The sequence below is a fragment of the Burkholderia sp. Se-20378 genome (assembly GCF_017104665.1).
Lineage (GTDB): Bacteria > Pseudomonadota > Gammaproteobacteria > Burkholderiales > Burkholderiaceae > Burkholderia > Burkholderia lata.
The window spans coordinates 75110-96452 of record NZ_JAAGPG010000001.1 but is presented as its reverse complement, the minus strand read 5'-3'; the positions used below and the strand labels follow the sequence as shown (position 1 = coordinate 96452).

Below are 21343 nucleotides of genomic sequence, written 5' to 3'. Positions count from 1 at the left end.
GCGGGCGAGTCGCGCCTGTCCCCGGGCAACCTGGGGGCGCCTCCCGATGCGGACAGGCCGGAAATTCGTACGATCGGAAAATAGAAGCGGACTATCGAGCAATGCCCGCGAGCCCGGCAAAAAATAACATCATGGTGTGTTCGATCAGGCAAGCCAGCGGCAGTCGGGCATCGGACGCCGGCTGACCGGCTTCGGCATGCATGCCGAAGCCTGAGCGACACACAAAAGTACAGATCAGGAGACAGCGTAATGGCAAGCAAGGATATGAGCCTCGAGGCGAAGATCGGTCGACTCGTCGACGGCCACGAGATCAGGACGTTGATGTCGAAGTACTGCCACGGCATCGACAAGAAGGACGAAGCCACCTTCATGAGCATCTGGGCCGACGACGGTGTGTATGAACTGCCGCGCGGACAGACCACCGGCATCGACGGGATCCGGCAACTCGTCCACAAGGTGTGGCGGGAAGTGCCGAAGTGCCACCACCACATCACCAATCCGCTGATCGATATCGACGGCGACCGCGCGGCGGCGAAAACCGACGTGATCTATTACCGGCAAACCGACGACGGCGTTCTGCAACTGCTCTCCGGGACGTACGCGTTCCGGTTCGCGAGAATCGCCGGCGAGTGGAAGACGACCTACCTGAAGTTCGCGAGCTTCGACACGGTCAGCCCGGTTTTCAAGGAAAACATCGGCGGGTGATGCGCTGATTCGACGGCAACGCCGGCGTCGGTCGGCGTTGCCGGGGCGGGTCATGAACTCATTAAATATTTAGGAATCCGTTGTGAAGCGCCGGCGTCGATCACCGATGCCGAACAGCAGTCATTCTTGAATCAGCGAAGACAGAACGAGGAGGAGTGTGATGAATCACGATGCAGCATCCGGTTCGGGCCAATTGCCGAAAGGTTTCGAGGATCTCGAGCCGTTCCTGGCCGCATGGAGCACACCGACGTCGCACGAACGATGGATCCGCCGTGCGGCGATGCCGTACGACGAGATCGTGAGGTTCTACGACGCGATGTTCGCGCGGGCGGAGGAGGCGACCGTCTACCTGGAGCAGTTCCCGCTTGACGACATGCCGGAGCCGGCCGGGAACCTGTTTCGCCTGCTGCTTTCACTGTGCCACGCATCCGTTGCGGTCGAGATGCACCAGGCGCCCGGTATCAAGCATGCACCGCCGCAACATGCGCTGCAGATCGTGACGGGCTTCCAGCCTCACGGATGATTCCAGGTCGTCATCGACGGGAATTGCGTTGCATAAAAAATGGAGGAGTGCAAATGAATAATCCGATGGATTTCAACGGAAATTTCACCGAATCGGTTGGCCTGGAAACCGGCGCCGTGCCGACGTCGATTTATACCGATGCTGCACAGTACGAAATCGAGCGCGAGCGGATCTTTCGTCGTGCGTGGTTGATGGTCGGGCGCGTCGAGCGCATCCCGAAGCCGGGCGATTTCTTCGTGAAGCAGCTTGCGGTGCTGAACGCATCGGTCATCGTCGCGCGCTCGGAAGACGGCACGATTCGCGCATTTCACAACGTCTGCGCGCACCGCGCGAACATCGTCGAGCACCGCGCGTCCGGCAATGCGAAGCGCTTCGTGTGCCGATACCACAGCTGGGGGTACGACAATGCCGGGCAGCTGGCGCACGTGCCTGACGAATCCGGGTTCTTCGGCCTCGACAAGAAGAAATGCGGGCTGACACCGGTCGCCCTCGAGATCTGGGAAGGCTGGATCTTCGTCAACCTCGCGACGGAACCCGAACTCAGCCTCGCGGAATTCCTCGGGCCGATTGCCGACGCGCTCACCGGCATCGAGTACCAGAACCCGGATCACCCGATCGTGCTGCGCGGAGAATTCAACGCGAACTGGAAGGCCGTCGCCGAGAATTTCAGCGAGGCCTATCACGTGGCATCGATCCACCCGAAGACGCTGGCGCCGTTCTACATCGGGCAACAGAACCCGTTCGGCAGGCCGATCAGCGTCCGGCTTCACGGCCCGCATCGCTCGATGTCGTGGTGGCTCAACCCGATCGCGCAGCCGTTCGCGAAATCGAAGGTCGCGCAATGGCTGTTCTCGGCCGACCATTCGGTGACGGGCACCCGCAAGGCGGGGCAGGTCAACTCGGTCGTCGAGCACAAGGGCGTGAACCCGACGAAGCACGAGCACTGGGCGAGCGACGTCAACTGGTTCTTCCCGAACTGGCACCTGCAGATCTCGGCCAATCAGTTCTGGACGCACGAGTTCTGGCCGACGTCGGCGTCGACGACCGTCTGGGAGGCGCGCTTCTACTACAAGAAGGCGACGACGGTCCGCGAGCGCCTGCAGCTCGAGCATTTCACGTCCCACATCACCGATTCGATGCTCGAGGACCTGGGCAACATCGAAAGCATGCAGGTCGGCATGGCGTCCGGCGCGAAGCCGGTCATCTACTTCAACGAGAGCGAGGTCCTGTGCCGTCACGGGATCGAGCAGGTCGTCAAGTGGTCGGCGGCGCCGACGGCGAAGGCCGCGCTCGACTGACCGGCGCAGCGGCCGACCTCGTCGATCGCGCCAACGGCAACGGATCGGGCGGGCGGCGAGGCGGCCGGCGAGCGCGTGGCGTGCCTCGTCGGCCGACCGGTTGCCGGATCGCATCGTCAATCGGGCAAGAAAAATCAGGGCAAAGTGGCGGGCCGGCTCGGCCCCGAAGGCAGCGGTCACTGGCCGCGCCGGACGGGCCCGCGCTCGCGCTCGCCGTTCCAGGAGGAGGCATGACGAGTGGGGTGGGCGGGCTGACAGTCCGCGTGGCGGCGAAACGTGAGGAAGCCGTCGGCATTTGCAGTTTCGAGCTGGTCAGCACGGACGGCCGGCCGATGCCGGCGTTTTCGGCCGGCTCGCATATCGACGTGGCGGTACCGGGCGGGCCGACGCGACAGTATTCGCTGTGCAACGCGCCCGAAGAAGGGCATCGCTATCAGATCTCGATACTGCGCGACCCGAACTCGCGCGGCGGATCGGCGGGCATGCACGATCGGGTGCAGGTCGGCGACGAGCTCGCGATCAGTGTTCCGAAAAACCATTTCCCGCTCGCGCACGATGCGACGCGCAGCCTGTTGATGGCCGGCGGCATCGGCGTGACGCCGATTCTCTGCATGGCGGAGCGGCTGGCGGCGATCGGCGCGCCGTTCGAGATGCACTACTGCGCGCGTTCGCGTGCACGCACCGCATTTCTCGATCGCATTTCCCGCGCAACGTATGCGCGTCACGTGCAATTCCATTTCGACGATCAGCCGGAGACCCCGACATTCGATATCGCCACCCGGCTCGCACGGCCCGAGAGCGGAACGCACCTGTACGTGTGCGGACCGACCGGGTTCATGGACGCCGTGCTGGGCGCCGCTCGCGCGACCGGCTGGCCGGAAGCGCAGTTGCACTACGAGTTCTTTGCGGCCGGGGAAAGTCCGGCGGCCGACAGCGAACGCTTCGAGGTCGAGGTGGCGAGTTCGGGGCAGGTGGTGATGGTCGAAGAGGACGAATCGATCGTCCAGGCGCTCGCGAGGGTGGGGATCGAGATCGAGACGTCGTGCGGGCAGGGCGTATGCCGTACGTGCGAGACGCGCGTACTGGCCGGCGAGCCGGATCATCGCGACGTGTGCCTCACGCCCGAGGAGCGGGCGGACAACGATCGATTGATGCCGTGCTGCTCGCGTTCGAAATCGGCACGGCTGGTGCTCGATCTGTAGGCCCGGGCGATCGCCCGGCAGGTTGATCCATGGAGGAGACACGTATGGGAATCAGGATTGTATGGCAGGCAGAAAACCGTTCGAACGACGCGGACTTCGGCGGCGTGCGCGAGACCTATGGCGCGATGCTGAAGTTCGCGCAGCAGATTGCGCGGCCGGACACCGAGATCACGCTGCGCTACATGGAGGACGCGCCGCGGTCGTTCGCGAATAACCTGCTTTACCCGCGCGCCGTCACGAAGGTTCAGGTGGTGAACAGGATCGTCGATGCGGAGAAAGAGGGCTTCGATGCCGCGCTGGCCGGCGTCTGCATCATCGATGCGTACTCGCAGGAATGCCGGCAGGCGGTCAGGATGCCGGTGCTGGGCGGCGCGGAGTCGACGATGCTGATGGCGCAGCTGGTCGGGAAGAAGTTTGCGTGGGTGACGATCGCGCCCGCCTTCATCGAGCCGTTCGAAGCGCACATCCGGCTGCATGGCTGGGAGCACCGGGCCATCCGGAACCAGCCGGTGCGGGCGCTCGATCCGTCGTGCTGGCCCGCCATCGTCGATGCCGCGAACGGCAAACCGGATCGATGGATCGAGATGTTCGACGAAGCCGCGCAGGCATGCGTGCGGGACGGTGCCGATACCGTGCTGTGCGGTTGCAATCCCGGTGGAGCGCTGCTTGCGCTGGCCGGCTACACCGAGGTGCGAGGGACGGGCGTGCCCGTGATCGTCGGCCCCGCGGCCATGGTGAAGCTCGCGGAGTCGATGGTCGACCTGAGGCGGAGCATCGGCCTGACCAAGTCGGAAGCGGTCGCTGGCGCCTATCGAACGACGCCGCCGCACATTCTCGAGGAGCTTCAGGCGATGGGGAAGAAGCTGCTGGCATGACGCAGCAGCGGCACTGGACGAAGTCGCGGAGACGACGTCGCGGATGACTGCCGCGACAGGCCATGTGCCGCTGCCTGAGCGCAAAGCGCGGGCGGGCCATCGCGGCCGGCCCCGTAAACGCCGGCCCGCGGCCGTGCGACGGAAATCGGGCTGCCGGTGCGTGGCCCGTGCCTGACCAGCAGGACGATGGCAGGCGGCAGGAAGCAGGACGGGATGTACATCGATTCGGCTTCACCTTACATAACCGATTTATTTCGGATATCAAAATGATTACATGGTTCGGAGATCGTCACCTTTCGTCGACGCAAAAGCTGTTCGCGTTCGGCATTGCAATGCTGCCTGCCTGTGCATGCGCACAGAGCAGCGTCACCCTCTACGGAACGCTGGATGTCGGTCTTCTGTTCACGAACAAGACGATGGGTTCGACGGCCCAGGGCAACGCGGGCAAGCAGTTCAGTCTGATCAACGCGGGGCTCGAGCCGTCCGCGTTCGGTTTGCAGGGGAAGGAGGACCTGGGCGGCGGGATGAAGATGACGTTCAAGCTGGAGAGCGGCGTCAGCCTCGTCAATGGCGGTTTCGACAACAGCAACGGCAATTTCTTCGGTCGCCAGGCATGGCTCGCGCTCGACGGCGCATTCGGCCAGTTGAAGGCCGGCGTACAGTATTCGCCCTTCGTTCTCGCGATCTACGAGTCGGACCCGCGCAATGCGGGACAGTTCGGCACCGCGTTTTCGGTGTACGCCGACCAGACGTTCTCCGGCACGTTCAATCCGAACGCCGTCACCTATACGAGCCCGCAGTTCGCCGGCTTCTCCACGAGCATGATGTACGCGCCCGGCGGGATGCCCGGCGATTTCCGCGCGGGGCAGCAGTATTCGGTCGCCGTTCGATACCAGTACAGCGGGCTGGTCGTGAATGCGGCGATGTATGACTCCAGCGAAGGAAAGAACAACGCCGGATTGACGACGTTCCAGCAGCCGTTCTCCGGGCGCATGATCGGCGTGCTCTACAACTTCGGCGCATTCACGGCGAAGGGCTCGTTCACCAGCTTCAAGGTCCCGACGACCGTCGCCAACGGTGTCGCGAGCGGGGGCGGCAACAACATATGGAACGTGGGGGTCGACTGCTACGTGCTCCCGCAGCTGAATATCAACTCTGGCTTGTGGTATGTCCGGGATCCGCATGATTCGGCCAACCATGGCCTCGTCGGGGCGCTGACCGCGCGATACTTCCTGTCGAAATCGACGTCGCTGTATGCCGAGATCGGGGCGGCGAACAATCACGGTCATGAGCGCCTCGGCCTGTCGATTGATAACGCACTCTACGGCGTACCGGGCACGACTGTCGGCGCGATTGTCGGGATCAACAAGCGTTTCTAGTTGAACACGGTCTGCTTGCGACGCGGTGCAGCGTGTGGCGCTGCGTCGGGCGGTCACCCGCGACCCGTTACCGGCTTTGACTTGCCGGCATGTCGGGGCGTACCGCCCGGCCACGGCGTGTCGCTTCCCGACGCCATCGCCGCATCGCTGTCATAATCCGCGCGTCCGGTAGCAACCCGTGCCGCCGGATGCGCGTGCCCACCAATGCCCATGTCCGACCTGTTTTCCGCTGAACCGCACCGTCCGCTGGCGGATGCGCTGCGCCCCACGTCGCTCGACGACGTGATCGGGCAGGCGCATCTGCTCGGCGCGGGCATGCCGCTGCGCCGGGCGTTCGAATCGGGCAAGCCGCATTCGATGATTTTCTGGGGGCCGCCCGGCGTCGGCAAGACGACGTTGGCGCGGCTGACCGCGCAGGCGTTCGACTGCGCGTTCGCCGCGTTGTCCGCGGTGCTCGGCGGCGTCAAGGACATTCGCGCCGTCACGGCTCGTGCGCAGCAGGTGTTCGACGAAGCGGGGCGCCGCACGATCGTGTTCGTCGACGAAATCCACCGCTTCAACGAAACGCAGCAGGCCGCGCTGCTGCCGTCCGTCACGTCCGGCGCCGTCGTCTTCATCGGCGCGACGACCGAAAACCCGAGTTTCGAAGTCAATCGCGCATTGCTTTCACGCGCACGGGTGTACGTGCTGAAGCCGCTGGACGACGACGCGTTGCGCGCGCTGTTTGTGCGTGCGCACGAGACCGCACTCGGCACGCTTTCGTTCGACGACGATGCGCTCGGCAAGCTGATCGATCATGCGGACGGTGATGCGCGACGCTTCCTGAACCTGCTCGAACAGGTGCGGACAGCATCAGCATCGGCGGGCGTGACGACGATCGACGGCAGCTTCGTCGAGCGCGCGACGACAACCGGCGCGCGTCGCTTCGACAAGGGCGGCGAGCATTTCTACGATCAGATTTCGGCGTTGCACAAGTCGGTGCGCGGCTCGAACCCGGACGCCGCGCTGTACTGGCTGTGCCGGATGCTGGACGGCGGCACCGACCGCCGCTACCTCGCACGCCGGATCGTTGCGATCGCGTACGACGACATCGGGCTTGCCGACCCGACCGGATTGCGGATCGCCGACGATGCGGCCAAGACCAGCGACCGGCTCGGCGCACCGGAAGGCGATCTCGCTCTCGCGCAGGCCGTGCTGTATCTCGCGTGCGCGGCAAAAAGCAATGCCGGCGGGATGGCGCTGATGCAGGCGCGGGCCTTCGTGCGGCAGGATCGGCCTCGCGACGTGCCGGCGCATCTGCGCGACGTGCGTGCCGAATTGACGCAAGCGCTCGGCCACGCGTACCGGAATCCGCACGACGAGCGTGACGGCTACGCGGCAGGCGAAAGCTACCTGCCGGACGGCATGCGGGAACCGCATTGGTACGAGCCTGCGCCGCGCGGCGTCGAGGCGAGGATCGCGGAGCGGCTCGACGGCTTGCGCAGGCTTGACCGGGATGCGGGCAAGCGGAGCTGACTGGCGGCGCACGCCGCCGCCGCCGCGAATGCCTGATTTCTCCGGGACGCTTTTGCGAGCGAGGCGCCTGCAGGCATGACTTCAGGATTCGACCGACGATTTTAGTGTGTTTAGCGAAACAGTCGAATCATGAATTTGTCTAGTCATCCTGATCGAAAGATCGTACGGAATGCACCATGTTCGTGCCATGAATCACCACCACGAAGCACGTCAGAGCCCTGAAATTAGGGGATTTCCCGCGTTTACCCGGTTTTTATTGATCAACGCTTGTCGCTCGGTTTTTCTTCTTGCATGCTTGTATAGACAAATTCCTGAGGCCGCTTGCATGACCGAAGGGATGACGAACTTCAACGCAAGGAGAATCTCGTGAACGGCAAGCGCATCAAGTGGGCAGTCAGGACGATCGGCATCATGGCGGCGGTAGCGGCCACGCTTTCCGCACCGGTGCAGGCGAAGGAGTGGAAGACCGTGACGGTGGCACTCGAAGGCGGCTACGCGCCGTGGAACCTCACGCTGCCGGGCGGCAAGCTCGGCGGCTTCGAGCCCGAGCTGCTCGCCAACGTGTGCGAGCGCATCAAGGTGCAATGCAACATGGTCGCGCAGGACTGGGACGGGATGATTCCGGGGCTGCAGGCCGGCAAGTTCGATGTCCTGATGGATGCGATCTCGATCACGCCGGAGCGCGAGAAGATCCTGCTGTTCTCGCGGCCTTATGCGGCCACGCCCGCGACGTTTGCCGTCACCGACACGAAGATCCTGCCGAAGGCGGCGCCGGGCGCACCGATCGTCAAGCTGTCGGGTGACGCGAATGCCGACAAGGCCACTGTCGACGCGCTGCGCAAGCAACTGAAGGGCAAGACGATCGGCATCCAGTCGGGCACCGTCTACACGAAGTTCATCAACGACAGTTTCAAGGACATCGCGTCGATTCGCGTGTACAAGACGTCGCCCGAGCGCGATCTCGACCTCGTCGCCGGCCGCATCGACGCATCGTTCGACGATGTCACGTACTACGCGGCGAACAATGCGAAGAAAGACAACGCATCGATCGTGCTCGCGGGGCCGAAGCTCGGCGGGCCGATCTGGGGCCCGGGCGAAGGGCTGGCATTCCGCAAGCAGGATGCCGACCTGAAAACGAAGTTCGATACGGCGATCGGCGCCGCGCTCGCGGACGGTACCGTGAAGAAGCTCGCCGACAAGTGGTTCAAGACCGACGTCACGCCGTAAGCGCACGTCCGGCCGCCGCCGCGCAAGCGGCCTGAGCGACGCGCGGCGGCGCGCATCCTGCCGATCCTATCAACGCTTGCCGGGAGGCACGCATGGCGATCCTTGAAATGCTGGGCTTCGGAACCGAAGGCTGGGGCGGCGTGCTGCTGCTCGCCGCGCTGATGACGGTCGCGCTGACGCTGGCCGCGCTTGCGGTCGGCGCCGTGATCGGCGCGGGCATCGCGGCCGCGAAGCTGTCGCGCTACCGCAGCGCCCGCCTGCTCGGCGACCTGTATACGACGGTGTTTCGCGGCGTGCCCGAGCTGCTCGTCATCTACCTGTTCTATTTCGGCGGCTCGACGCTCGTCACGGCCGTCGGCCAGTGGTTCGGCGCTGACGGCTTCATCGGCGTGCCGCCGTTCGTGATCGGTGCGCTCGCGGTGGGGATGATTTCCGGTGCGTACCAGGCCGAGGTGTATCGCGCGGCCGTGCTCGCGGTGTCGAAGGGCGAACTCGAAGCGGCGCGCTCGATCGGCATGCCGCGCAGCATGGTCCTGCGCCGCATCCTGATTCCGCAGGTCCTGCGCTTCGCGTTGCCCGGCATCGGCAACGTGTGGCAGCTGAGCCTGAAGGATTCGGCGCTGATCTCGGTCACCGGGCTCGCGGAGCTGCTGCGCACGAGCCAGATCGCCGCGAATTCGACCCATCAGTATTTCGTGTTCTTCGTCGCGGGCGGCGCGCTCTACCTGGTCATGACCGGGTTGTCGAACCGCGTGTTCAACCGGGCTGAAGCAATCGTCGGCCGGTCGTTCCGCCGCAACTTCGCACGCAACTGACGGAGCGCGCACATGTCACTCGATTTCGACTTCCTGTTCGACACGCTGCGCCAGCTGCTCGCGGCGGTACCGACCACGCTCGGCCTGTTCTTCGCGTCGCTCGTGCTCGGCGGCCTGCTGTCGCTCGTGATCGTCACGATGCGCGTATCGCCGCGCTGGCTGCCGAACCGCTTTGCGCGTGCGTACATCCTCGTGTTTCGCGGCTCGCCACTGCTGATCCAGATGTTTCTCGTGTACTACGGGCTCGGCCAGTTCGGCGTGATCCGGGAAAGCTTCATGTGGCCGCTGCTGCGCGAGCCGTACGTGTGCGCCGTGCTGTCGCTCGCGCTTTGCACCGCCGGCTACACGGCCGAGATCCTGCGCGGCGGGCTGATGGCCGTGCCGGTCGGGCAGATCGAGGCGGGCTATTCGATCGGCCTGTCGGGCTTCGCACTGCTGCGCCGCGTGATCGGCCCGATCGCGCTGCGCCAGTGCCTGCCCGCGTATTCGACCGAAGCCGTGCTGCTGGTCAAGTCGACCGCGCTCGCCAGCCTCGTGACCGTGTGGGAGGTGACGGGCGTCGCGCAGCAGATCATCCAGCAAACCTACCGGACGACCGAGGTGTTCGTGTGTGCGGCCCTCATCTACCTGGGCCTGAACTTTATCGTCGTACGCCTGCTCGGCGCGCTCGAATGGCGGCTGTCGGGCCATCTGCGCGCGCCGAAGCCGTCCGGCGCGACTGCCGCCGCACGCAATGCACGGCGTGTCGCATCCTGACCGCGTCCTTCCTTCCAGGAGAATTCGATGAACACTGCTGCTCCCGTCGCCCTGTCGGTCAGGAACATCCACAAGTCGTTCGGCGATCACCACGTACTGAAGGGCATCTCGCTCGATGCGCATGAAGGCGACGTCATCTCGATCCTCGGTGCGAGCGGATCGGGCAAGAGTACCTTCCTGCGCTGCCTGAACCTGCTCGAAACGCCGGACGACGGCTCGGTCGCGCTCGCCGGCGAGGAGCTGAAGATGAAGCGTGCGCGCGACGGCAAGCTGCACCCGGGCGACCGGCGCCAGGTCGACCGCATCCGCTCGCAGCTCGGGATGGTGTTCCAGAACTTCAACCTGTGGTCGCACATGACCGTGCTCGACAATCTCGTCGAAGGCCCGCTGCGCGTGCAGAAACGCAGTCGCGCGGAAGCGGTCGAGGAGGCCGAGGCGCTGCTCGCGCGCGTCGGCCTCGCGGACAAGCGCGGCTACTATCCGGCCCACCTGTCGGGCGGGCAGCAGCAACGGGTCGCGATCGCGCGAGCGCTCGCGATGCATCCGAAGGTGATGCTGTTCGACGAACCGACGTCGGCACTCGATCCGGAGCTGGTCGGCGAGGTGCTGCGCGTGATGCGCTCGCTCGCGGAGGAAGGGCGCACGATGCTGGTCGTCACGCACGAAATGGGCTTCGCGCGGCATGTGTCGAATCGCGTGATGTTCCTGCATCAGGGCGAGGTCGATGCAGACGGGACGCCCGCCGAACTGTTCGGCGGCCAATGCTCCGAACGCTTTCGCCAGTTCGTGTCGAGCCATCATGACCGTGCCGCGAACTGAGGCTGCCATGACGGTATTCCGTTCGGCACGGCCGCTCGACTGGCGGCAGATTGCGGCGGTGGCGGCCGGCGCGCCGCTCGCGTTGACCGACGAGGCGCGCGGGCGTGTCGTCGCGGCGCGCGAACTCGTCGACGCAATCGTTGCGCGCGGCATTCGCGCGTATGGCGTCAACACGGGCGTCGGCGCGTTGTGCGACGTGATCGTGTCGCCGGAGCAACAGGGCACGCTGTCGCGCAACATCCTGATGAGCCACGCAGTCGGCGTCGGCGCGCCGCTCGGTGCGGCGGAAACCCGCGCGATCATCGCGGCCGCGATCAACAACTACGCGCATGGGCATTCCGGCGTGCGTGCCGACATCGTCGACCAACTGGTCGCGCTTCTCGAACAGGATTGCCTGCCGGAAGTGCCGGCGCACGGTTCGGTGGGCTACCTGACCCACATGGCGCACGTCGCGCTCGTCTGTATCGGGCATGGCCACGCGCGTCATCGCGGCGAACGCGTGCGTGGCGACGAAGCGTTGCGCCGCATCGGCCGCGAGCCGCTGGCGCTCGGTGCCAAGGAGGGACTGAGCCTGGTCAACGGCACGCCATGTGTGACGGGGCTCGCCGCGCTCGCGCTTGCGCGTGCGGAGCGGCTGCTCGACTGGGCCGACTGGGTCGCGGCGACGAGCTTCGAGAATCTCGGCGGCCAGCTCGCTGCGTTCGATCCGACATCGCTGGCGCTGCGCATTTCGCCTGGCATCGGGCATGTCGGTGCGCGCTTGCGCGCGATGCTTGCCGACAGCGCAATGCTCGCCGCGGCGAACGGGCGGCATACGCAGGACCCGCTCAGCCTGCGCACGATTCCGCACGTGCACGGCGCGGCGCGCGACGTGCTGGCGGTCACCGCGGAAGTCGTCGACCGCGAACTCGCGTCCGTCACCGACAATCCGATCGTCGCGGGCACGCGTGACGCGCCGGCCGTCCATTCGCAGGCGCATGCGGTCGGTGCGGGCATTGCGCTCGCGATGGACAGCCTCGCGGCCGCGATGGCGCAGGTCGCGGCGATTGCCGAGCGGCGGCTCGACCGTCTCGTCAATCCGCTCGTGAGCGGGCTGCCGGCATTTCTCGCGGCGCCGGGCGGCACGTGTTCAGGGTTCATGATCGCGCAGTACACCGCGGTCGCGCTGGTTGCGCAGAACCAGCGGCTCGCCGCGCCCGCGAGCCTCGACGGCGGCATCACGTCGGGCTTGCAGGAGGATCACCTGTGCCATGCGACGCCGGCTGCGCTGAAGGCGCTCGACATCATCGAAAACACCACGCGTGTGCTCGCGATCGAGTTGCTGGCCGCCGCGCAGGCGTACGATTTGCAGGAGAGTGGCGCGTCACGGGCGGCGCCGACCGACGCGCTGTGGCGTTACGTGCGCGAACGCGTGCCGGCGTATCACGACGACCGGCCGCTCGCGGACGATATCGCGACGGCGGCCGGCATCGTCGCGGGCGTGCCGCCGTCGCTGGCGTGAAGCATGGGTGCTGAGACGGTCGGCAGGTCATCCAACCTTCATTTGATCGAGGGCGCATGAACGAAGCGGAACGATACACGGCTGCCCGGCCGGGGGGCGTACCGGGCGATGACGTGCCGGCGCGTGCGCTGCCGGCCTATCAGCAGATCAAGCGCTACGTGGTCGAGCGGATCGCGAACGGGGACTGGAAGCCCGGTGGCGCGATTCCGACCGAGGCCGAACTGGTCAAGGAGTTCGGCGTGGCGCGGATGACGGTGTCGCGTGCGCTGCGCGAGCTCACTGCCGAGCGTGTGCTGACCCGCATCCAGGGTGCGGGCACCTTCGTCGAGCGCCGTCATTACGAATCGACGGTGCTCGAGATCCGCAACATCGCGGACGAGATCGCCGAGCGCGGCCATCGCCACAGTGCCCGCGTGCTGATGATCGAAAGCAGCGACGATCCCGAAGCGATCGAAGCGCTCGGGCTTCGTGCGGGGCCGGTGTTTCATTCGCGCATCGTGCATTGCGAGGAAGGCGAGCCGATCCAGTTCGAGGATCGCTACGTCAATCCGGCGCTGTTTCCCGCCTACCTCGACCAGGATTTCACGGTCGAGACGCCGAATCACTACATGGTGCGGCTCGCGCCGATCCAGCGTGCGGAATTCCGCATCTACGCACAGAAGCCCGATGCGCAGGTGCGCCGGCACCTCGTGATGGAAATCGGCGAGCCCTGCCTGCTGCTGCGACGGCGCACGTGGGTCGGCGGGCAGGTTGCGACGTCGGTGCAGCTGTGGCATCCGGCGTCACGGTTTCATTTGGCTGGGCGGGTGTAGGCAGCGGTGTCCGCCACCGCTGTTGGTTGTCACGGTCGTGATGGCGATCGTCGAGTCACGCTGCCGGCTTGCTGCTGCGCAAACCACCAGCGGCGGGCGTTCAGGCCGCTTGCGCGGGCCGGTTGACCGGGGTCGCCGATCCGATGGGTTCGCGCAGCGTCATGCTTTCGCAACTTTGCCATCCGCAAGGGGCGTGACAGAGCGCGCTTTCGCGTGCAAACCCGATCGAACGCGTCGTGCGTACCATCATCGGCCTGGGGCGTATTCATCGCCGCGCCCCCCTGCTTGCCGTGGCGCTCGAGGTCTCGCCAGCACACTCTGGCACCCGATCGCGGCGGGTGCCATGCCACACGCTGCCATTTCTTGAACCGTTGGTTCGGCGCTCGCACGGCAACCGGGGCATCCATTCCATGCGCTGACTTACCCGGTTCATCGGACCGTGGCACTGGTCGGGCAGATGACCACCTGCCTTTCAAAGCAGGCAGCGTCTCCTTCAGGCAGTACACCGCCGAGCCCATCCTTCGGGTTCGCGTTGCCAGCGCAGGCCCCGAGCGATCCCCTTGTCTGGCGGTCACCACCTTGCATGGCCATCTCCCGCGCGTCACCGACAGCCCGTGCAACTACTGAGTTGCCGCGAAAAATGGTTTATGGTCAAATGACCATGTCAAGTGATCTACATGTCTGTTTCATCCCCAATTGGACGTCATCGCTCGGGCGCGGACGTTCCCAAGGTGGGCAAGATTTTGCGAAAGCTTCGCGGCGGCGCGGAAATGGGCGCACGCCGGCCATCTGAAGTCAGGCGAAATCCCGGGGGATGGAGCAGGCGTCCGCGTATTGACGCCTGAGCAGTTTTCGCCTGTCGGCTGAAAGCGCCCCGGTTGAAAAACAAGAATTTCTGGAGACAGTGCTCGTGGATGAAATGCACAGCAGGAAGAACGAAGCGATTGACCCCTCGCCGCTACGCGCCCGGCTGCGAGACGGCGCGTTGCTGGAGACGCGCGCCTGGCTGGCGTCGGGATGGCAGGAAGGCACGGAGGGTCGCTCGTTTCCCGTCACGAACCCGGCCACGGGTGACATCCTGGCCCGCGTGGCCAGCCTCGGCGCCGCGGAGGTGGAGCTGGCCATCGAATCGTCGGCGCTTGCACAGCAAGGCTGGCAGAAGCGGACCAGCCACGAGCGCGCAAAGCTGTTGCGCGCGTGGTTCGACCTGATCCTGACGAATGCCGACGATCTTGCCCTGATCATGACGTCGGAGCAGGGCAAGCCGCTGGCGGAGGCTCGCGGCGAAATCACGTATGCGGCTTCTTTCGTGGAGTGGTTCGCGGAAGAAGCGAAGCGTGTCTACGGCGACGTCATGCCTCACCCGCAAGGCGACAAGCGCATCCTCGTCATCCGTCAGCCGATCGGCGTGTGTGCCGCGATCACGCCGTGGAATTTCCCGGCCGCGATGATCACGCGCAAGGTCGCGCCGGCGCTGGCCGCGGGCTGTTCCATCATCGTGCGCCCCGCCGACCTGACGCCGCTCACGGCGCTTGCGCTTGCCGTCCTGGCCGAGCGCGCGGGCATTCCGGCGGGTGTCCTTCAAGTGGTGTGTGGCCCGTCGCGCGAGATCGGCGCGGTTCTGACGGCGAGCCCGGTGGTGCGCAAGCTTTCGTTCACCGGCTCGACTGAAGTCGGCCGTGTGCTCATGAGCCAATCGTCCGGAACGATCAAGCGGCTTTCTCTCGAGCTCGGCGGCAACGCGCCTTTCATCGTGTTCGACGACGCGGATCTCGACGCAGCGATTGAAGGGGCGATGGCGTCGAAGTACCGGAATAGCGGTCAGACCTGTGTGTGCGCCAATCGCTTTCTGGTCCAGGCAGGTATTCATGACCGCTTCGTCGAGGCGCTCACCCGGCGAGTCCAGGCGCTCAAGGTAGGGAACGGCATCGAGCCGGGCGTGCAGCAGGGGCCGCTGATCCAGAAGTCCGCCTGCGACCACCTGAATCAGCTGATCGACGACGCGGTAAGCAAGGGCGCACGCATCGTCACCGGCGGGAAAGGCCATCAGCTCGGGGGCACGTTTTTCGAGCCGACCGTGATTGCCGATGCGACGCCGGCCATGCGGCTCGCACGCGAGGAGCTTTTCGGGCCCGTCGGCCCGGTGTTCCGCTTCGAGGATGAAGTAGAAGCGATCGCGATGGCCAACGACACCGAATACGGGCTCGCCGCCTATCTCTATACGCGTGACAACAGCCGCATCTGGCGTGTGGGCGAGGCACTCGAGTACGGCATGGTCGGCCTGAATACCGGCGTGATTTCCAACGAGGTCGCGCCGTTCGGCGGGGTCAAGCAATCGGGCCTGGGCCGCGAGGGTTCCCGTTACGGAATCGAGGAATACCTGGAAATCAAGTACATGTGCACCCAGGTCTAACTGCCAAAGTCTGCATCAAGGAAACGTCAATGGAAATGTCCCCGCAATCGATGCTCTTCGAAACTGTTCCGTCCATTCTCCAGGAATGGGGGTGTGTGCGCCGCCTGGGTCAGGTGATGGCGGCATGGACGGAGCGCCGTCATGTCCTGATCGTGACCGACGCGGGGCTGCACAACGCCGGTGTGCTGGAACCGGCGAAAGCGTCGTTGGCGGCCGAGGGATTCCGTGTGGCGGTTTTTGACGAGGTCGTGGCCGACCCGCCGGAGATCGTGGTTTCGCGCTGCGTCGAGTTCGCGCGCAGTGCAGAGGCGGACATCGTCATCGGCCTGGGCGGCGGCTCGTCGATGGACATTGCAAAACTGGCCGCCGTGCTCACCGTCTCGCAGCAGTCGCTCGCGGAAATGTACGGAATCGGCAACGTGCGGGGCGCGCGCCTGCCATTGGTGCAGATCCCTACGACGGCGGGCACCGGGTCGGAAGTCACCAACATTTCCATCGTTTCGGTTAACGAAACAACCAAGATGGGCATCGTCGCCCGTCAGCTGTATGCCGACAAAGTGATCCTGGACGCCGAGCTGACGGTCGGTCTGCCGCGCAACCATACCGCTGCGACGGGCATCGACGCGATGGTTCACGCCATCGAGGCCTATACCAGCAAGCACAAGAAGAATCCCGTTTCCGACGCGCTCGCGCGCGAGGCGCTTCGCTTGCTGGTGAGCAACCTGATCCCGGCTTGCGAAAACGGGGAGGACCGGCACGCACGAGAGGCCATGCTGCTGGGCGCCACGCTGGCCGGGCAGGCCTTCGCCAATGCCCCGGTGGCCGCGGTCCATGCGCTGGCGTATCCGTTGGGGGGCCATTTCCATATCCCGCATGGCTTGTCCAACGCACTGATGCTTGCCCCCGTGCTGCGTTTCAACGCCGAAGCGGCCGCTTCGCACTATTCGGAACTGGCGGACGTCGTCGGCGCGGGTGGAAAGGGCGACGCCACGGCGCGCACGGCGGCGTTCATCGCATTCCTGGAAGACCTGATGAACCGATCCGGCGCGCCGCGACGTCTGCGCGACGTGGGTGTCACGCATGCGAGCCTGCCGACCCTGGCAGCCGATGCGATGAAGCAGCAGCGCCTGCTGTTGAACAATCCGGTCGTTGTCACGGAGTCGGACGCATTGCGCCTGTATGAGCAGGCCTATTGAACCGAGGCAGGCAAATTCGTAGTCGCCGTAACGTTAATGTAGAGAGTGCACCGTGAACAATGTAGAAAGGATTGAGCACCACGAGATCGTTATCCTGGGTGCAGGCTTCGGAGGCCTCGGCATGGCCGCTCGCATGAAGATCGCGGGCATCGACGACTTCGTCGTGCTGGAGAAGCGTCCCGATCTCGGTGGCGTCTGGCTGGACAATTCGTATCCCGGCGCGGCATGCGATACCGAATCGCACCTGTACTGCTACAGCTTCCATCCGCATTTGCGCGTGAGCGCCATGTATGCCGGCCGGAATGAGCTGCTGCACTATTTGAAATCGCTTGCCACGCGGTTCGACCTGGCAGAGCACCTGCGATTCGACACCGCGATTCGCAGTGCCGAATGGGATGCCGGTGAAAGCCTCTGGCGGTTCGAGCTGGACGACGGGTCCCGGATGACCTCCCGATTCTTCGTGCCGGCCTGGGGGCAGCTGAACCGTCCGCTGATCCCGGCGGTGCGCGGCCTGGCGGATTTCAACGGCGAGTATTTCCACTCCGCCGAATGGCGGCACGACGTGGACTTGAGCGGCAAGCGGGTGGCAAGCATCGGCAACGCCGCCAGCGCCGTGCAGTATGTGCCGCTGATCGCGCCGAAGGTCGATCACCTGACGGTTTTCCAGCGCAGCGCGAACTGGATCATGCCGCGCAACCAGATCGTCTTCTCGACGGATCAGCTCGATACCTACGAGCGCGAGCCCCATCTGTTCGAAGAAAGCAGGAAGTCGCTGCACGCGTTCCGCGAGTCCGGGTTCGAGCGGACACGGATGGGTTCCACCGCACAGCTGGAAGGCAAGAGTCTCGCGTTGGCACACCTTCATCGCCAGGTGCCCGACCCGGCACTGCGCGAGCAGCTGACACCGGACTATGAATACGCGTGCAAACGGATTCTGCGATCGGACGACTACTATCCGGCGCTCATGCGCGACAACGTCGCGCTGGAGACGGCGGGGGTGGAGTCGTTCGTCGATGAGGGCATCGTGACCCGGGACGGCCGTCTGCTCCCGTTCGACGTGGTCGTGTTCGGAACCGGCTTCGAGAGCCAGGCATTCCAGGGCAGCCTGCAGGTTCGCGGGACGGACCGCACGTTGGCCCAGGCGTGGGCAGATGGCCCGGAAGCCTATCTGGGCATGACCGTGCCGGGCTTTCCGAACATGTTCATGTTGTACGGGCCGAATACCAACCTGAACCACAACTCCATCGTGTCGATGCTGGAGATCCAGCAGAACTACATCATCGACGCGATCGGCGGCATGGCTTCGGCCGGCGCGAAGGCGGTCAGCGTCGACCGGGCCGTGTTTGACGAATACAACGACAAGCTGCAATCGGCGATGGCCGGCTCGGCGTTTTCGGCGGGCTGCTCGAGCTGGTACAAGAACGCGCAAGGCAAGGTGATCAACAACTGGCCGGGCACGGTGGACGAGTACCGCGCGGCGACGCAATGGGATCAAAGCGTGTTCGCGGCGATCTGAGCGGAGAGGCACATGACATCAGTGCACTGGTTGCCGCTGACGGAGGTGGCCGACGATGCCCGTGACGCCGTCCGGGCGTTCCGCGAACTGGGCGGACGACACTACGGCAGCTTTTCCGTCGACCAGTCGCGCGTGAACTTCGTGCGTGCCTGCGAATTGAACGGCCTCACGGGCGACGAAGCCGTTGTCCACGAAGACATCGGTGTTCCCGTCGCGAACGGCAGCATCCGGGTACGGCTCTATCGCGCGCCCGCCGGGGCGGGCGCCGACGGCAACCCGCTTGTCGTCTTCATTCACGGCGGCGGGTGGGTGATCGGCAGCGTGGACACGCATGACGGCATCTGCCGTCATCTCGCACGGCATGGCGGGTGTGCCGTTGCTTCGGTGGAATACCGGCTATCGCCGGAGCACCGGTGGCCGGTCCCGCTCGAAGATTGCGAGCAGGCATTGGACTACCTGATGGCGAACGCTTCCGCGCTCTCCATCAATGCATCCCGGGTGATCCTGGCGGGCGACAGCGCCGGCGGCAATATGGCGACCCTCATCGCCAATGCGGCCTCGGCGGTGGGGCCCGCAATCATCGGGCAGGTCCTGTTTTATCCCGTGACCGACCTGACGGCGTCACGCCCGTCATATCAGCGCATTCAGGGCGGATTTCCGCTCGTCGCCGAGTCGATGCTCTGGTTCCGGCAGCACTACGTGCCGGCCGGCACGCCGTTTGATCTTCCACGCCTGTCCCCGCTGCTGCATGCGGAAGGGCGGCGGCAGCCGCCGATGTTCATTGCCACGGTGGGGCTGGACCCGCTATGTGACGAAGGCATCGCCTACGCGTCATGCGCGGCCCGCGCTGGGAGCAAGGTCGAGCATCACCATCTGCCCGGGCACCATCACGGCATCGTCACCGCAGCCCGTGCTATCCCGGCGGCGAGATACCTGCTGGATCGCGCTGCTTCCTTTGTTCGACGGCTTGCCGAACAGGACGGCTTCGACGCGTGACGCTTCGATCGTCGCGCGGGCCGACGCATGCAACCTTCGCGACCGATCGTGTAATGGAAACTCCTGATTCAAATTATCCCTCGACTGCATAGACTGGGAACCGTGGAACTTGGTCAATTGATCATGTTCGGAGTGACCGGTTGGGTGCGTAGGGGGTTGTCTCGTGCTGGTTTGAAGCGTTGTCGCTGGCATACACGTGCAGGCGTCTTTTTCCTTCGTAGTCACATGACCAAGTCGGGTGATCTAGTCGTGCGGCGTTACGGATATTTTCAATAACTGGTCATCGGAGGGATCTCATGACTAAGAATCAAGCAGATTCGTGTTCGCCTGAGCACGTAGAGGTACTAATCATCGGGGCGGGGATCTCGGGGATCGATGCCGCCTGCCATCTCCGCATGAACCTGCCGGACCGCTCGTTCGCGATCCTGGAAGCCATGGATGGATTGGGCGGTACGTGGTGGACCCATCGCTACCCCGGCGCGCGTTCCGACAGCGACCTGTACACGTATGCGTTCGGCTTCCGCCCGTGGCAGGGCCGCTCGATCGCCACGGCGGAGGAGATCCAAAGCTATCTGGGCGATGTCGTCAAGGAATATGACCTCGGCTCGAAGATCCGCTACGGGCATCGTGTCCAAACGGTGAGCTGGTCGAGCGAGCAGAAGCGCTGGACGGTCGAGGTGTCGCGCAACGATACGGGCGAACACTTCTCGCTCACCACCGACTTCCTGTGGCTGGGGGCCGGGTACTACGACCATCGCCAGGGCTTTACGCCGAAGTGGAACGGGTTCGATCGCTACAAGGGAACGGTCATTCACCCGCAGCACTGGCCGGAAGATCTCGACTATGCCGGCAAGCGCGTGGTCGTGATCGGCTCGGGCGCGACGGCCGCGACGCTGATTCCGGCGATGGCCGGCACCGCGGCGCATGTGACGATGCTGCAACGGTCGCCGACGTTCTTCACGGCGGTTCCCTGGACCCATCAGCTGGACGCGACGCTTCGCGAGCTGAGCCTGCCCGAAGAGTGGCGCTCCGAGATTCTGAGGCGTGCGCACCTGAAGCAGACGTTCGATCTGATCAACCTGTCCGCAGCGAACCCGGACGCCGTTCGCGACTGGCTGATCAACGAGACCCGGCAACAGCTGCCGGAAGGGTTCGACGTCGACAAGCACTTCAACCCCAGCTATCGCCCGTGGCAGCAGCGCGTGGCGGCGGTGCCCGAGGGCGATCTCTTCACGGCGATCCGGGACGGGAAAGCCTCCGTCGTGACGGACACCATCGAATCGTTCGACGAAAACGGCATCACGTTGGCGTCGGGCGAGCACCTGCAGGCGGACATCGTCGTGACGGCGACCGGCTTCGACATGAGCGCTTTCGGCCAGATCGCCTTTCACGTCGACGGCGATCCGGTCGACATGACCAAGCGGGTCTCGTATCGCGGAATGATGATCGAAGGCATCCCGAACATGGCGTTCATCTACGGCTACTACCGGTCGAGCTGGACGCTGCGCGCCGATCTCGTCTGCGAATTCACCTGCCGCGTCCTGGCGCATATGGACAAGGTGGGGGCGAAGACGGTGGAACCGCGCCTGCGCGCCGAAGACGCCGACATGCAGCGGCTGCCGTGGACGGACCCGAACAACTTCAACGCCGGGTACGTGATGCGGTCGCAACACCAGATGCACTCGCGTGGCGATCGCATGCCGTGGCAGCACCACTTCGAGTACGAGGAGGAGCGCCAGACCATTCCGGAATTGAGCCCGGATGCCGAAGTCCTCGTGTACCGCTGATCTCCGAG

18 protein-coding genes are annotated in these 21343 nt (G+C 64.9%); all 18 read left to right on the top strand.

Going from position 1 to position 21343, the window contains the following annotated elements; translation table 11 throughout:
• Window positions 1–249: 249 nt before the first annotated feature.
• The 18 genes from G3N93_RS00390 to G3N93_RS00305 all read left to right on the top strand — a co-directional run bounded on the left by G3N93_RS00390 (window position 250) and on the right by G3N93_RS00305 (window position 21335).
• On the top strand, window positions 250–705 hold the full coding sequence (locus tag G3N93_RS00390) for a nuclear transport factor 2 family protein (protein ID WP_174983430.1): 456 nt from the start codon (window positions 250–252) through the stop codon (window positions 703–705).
• Window positions 706–865: 160 nt separating this feature from the next.
• Window positions 866–1228, top strand: coding sequence for a hypothetical protein (locus tag G3N93_RS00385; RefSeq protein ID WP_174932312.1), 363 nt, complete (start codon window positions 866–868; stop codon window positions 1226–1228).
• Window positions 1229–1281: 53 nt separating this feature from the next.
• Complete coding sequence (locus G3N93_RS00380) at window positions 1282–2526, top strand: aromatic ring-hydroxylating dioxygenase subunit alpha (RefSeq protein WP_174932314.1); 1245 nt, start codon at window positions 1282–1284, stop codon at window positions 2524–2526.
• A 230-nt stretch (window positions 2527–2756) separates the two neighbouring features.
• Window positions 2757–3728 (top strand): PDR/VanB family oxidoreductase, encoded by a 972-nt coding sequence (locus G3N93_RS00375; protein WP_206132018.1) that lies wholly within the window; start codon window positions 2757–2759, stop codon window positions 3726–3728.
• 44 nt (window positions 3729–3772) lie between these two features.
• Window positions 3773–4603 (top strand): aspartate/glutamate racemase family protein, encoded by an 831-nt coding sequence (locus G3N93_RS00370; RefSeq protein WP_174938070.1) that lies wholly within the window; start codon window positions 3773–3775, stop codon window positions 4601–4603.
• Between the two features lie 266 nt (window positions 4604–4869).
• On the top strand, window positions 4870–5982 hold the full coding sequence (locus tag G3N93_RS00365) for a porin (RefSeq protein WP_206132045.1): 1113 nt from the start codon (window positions 4870–4872) through the stop codon (window positions 5980–5982).
• Between the two features lie 210 nt (window positions 5983–6192).
• Window positions 6193–7497 (top strand): replication-associated recombination protein A, encoded by a 1305-nt coding sequence (locus G3N93_RS00360; RefSeq protein WP_206132017.1) that lies wholly within the window; start codon window positions 6193–6195, stop codon window positions 7495–7497.
• A 366-nt stretch (window positions 7498–7863) separates the two neighbouring features.
• Window positions 7864–8724, top strand: a complete 861-nt coding sequence (locus G3N93_RS00355; protein WP_206132016.1) for a transporter substrate-binding domain-containing protein — start codon at window positions 7864–7866, stop codon at window positions 8722–8724.
• Window positions 8725–8816: 92 nt separating this feature from the next.
• A complete protein-coding gene (locus tag G3N93_RS00350; RefSeq protein ID WP_174938074.1) occupies window positions 8817–9539 on the top strand; it encodes an ABC transporter permease in 723 nt (240 codons plus the stop codon).
• 12 nt (window positions 9540–9551) lie between these two features.
• Window positions 9552–10295: an ABC transporter permease gene (locus G3N93_RS00345; RefSeq protein ID WP_174938076.1), complete on the top strand. Its 744-nt coding sequence runs from the start codon at window positions 9552–9554 to the stop codon at window positions 10293–10295.
• Window positions 10296–10322: 27 nt separating this feature from the next.
• The gene (locus G3N93_RS00340) at window positions 10323–11114 is read left to right on the top strand and encodes an ABC transporter ATP-binding protein (protein ID WP_174932328.1); all 792 of its coding nucleotides are present in this window, start codon (window positions 10323–10325) and stop codon (window positions 11112–11114) included.
• Window positions 11115–11121: 7 nt separating this feature from the next.
• A complete protein-coding gene (gene hutH / locus G3N93_RS00335; RefSeq protein ID WP_174938078.1) occupies window positions 11122–12615 on the top strand; it encodes a histidine ammonia-lyase in 1494 nt (497 codons plus the stop codon).
• A gap of 56 nt (window positions 12616–12671) precedes the next feature.
• Entirely contained in the window at window positions 12672–13427 is a 756-nt protein-coding gene (gene hutC, locus G3N93_RS00330; RefSeq protein WP_174932332.1) for a histidine utilization repressor, read from the top strand.
• Between the two features lie 919 nt (window positions 13428–14346).
• The gene (locus G3N93_RS00325; RefSeq protein ID WP_241026337.1) at window positions 14347–15840 is read left to right on the top strand and encodes an NAD-dependent succinate-semialdehyde dehydrogenase; all 1494 of its coding nucleotides are present in this window, start codon (window positions 14347–14349) and stop codon (window positions 15838–15840) included.
• A 29-nt stretch (window positions 15841–15869) separates the two neighbouring features.
• Window positions 15870–17036 (top strand): iron-containing alcohol dehydrogenase, encoded by a 1167-nt coding sequence (locus tag G3N93_RS00320; protein WP_206132015.1) that lies wholly within the window; start codon window positions 15870–15872, stop codon window positions 17034–17036.
• A 52-nt stretch (window positions 17037–17088) separates the two neighbouring features.
• Window positions 17089–18552, top strand: a complete 1464-nt coding sequence (locus G3N93_RS00315) for an NAD(P)/FAD-dependent oxidoreductase (protein ID WP_206132014.1) — start codon at window positions 17089–17091, stop codon at window positions 18550–18552.
• 12 nt (window positions 18553–18564) lie between these two features.
• Window positions 18565–19548: an alpha/beta hydrolase gene (locus G3N93_RS00310; protein ID WP_206132013.1), complete on the top strand. Its 984-nt coding sequence runs from the start codon at window positions 18565–18567 to the stop codon at window positions 19546–19548.
• Window positions 19549–19844: 296 nt separating this feature from the next.
• Entirely contained in the window at window positions 19845–21335 is a 1491-nt protein-coding gene (locus G3N93_RS00305; RefSeq protein ID WP_174938089.1) for an NAD(P)/FAD-dependent oxidoreductase, read from the top strand.
• Window positions 21336–21343: the final 8 nt, after the last annotated feature.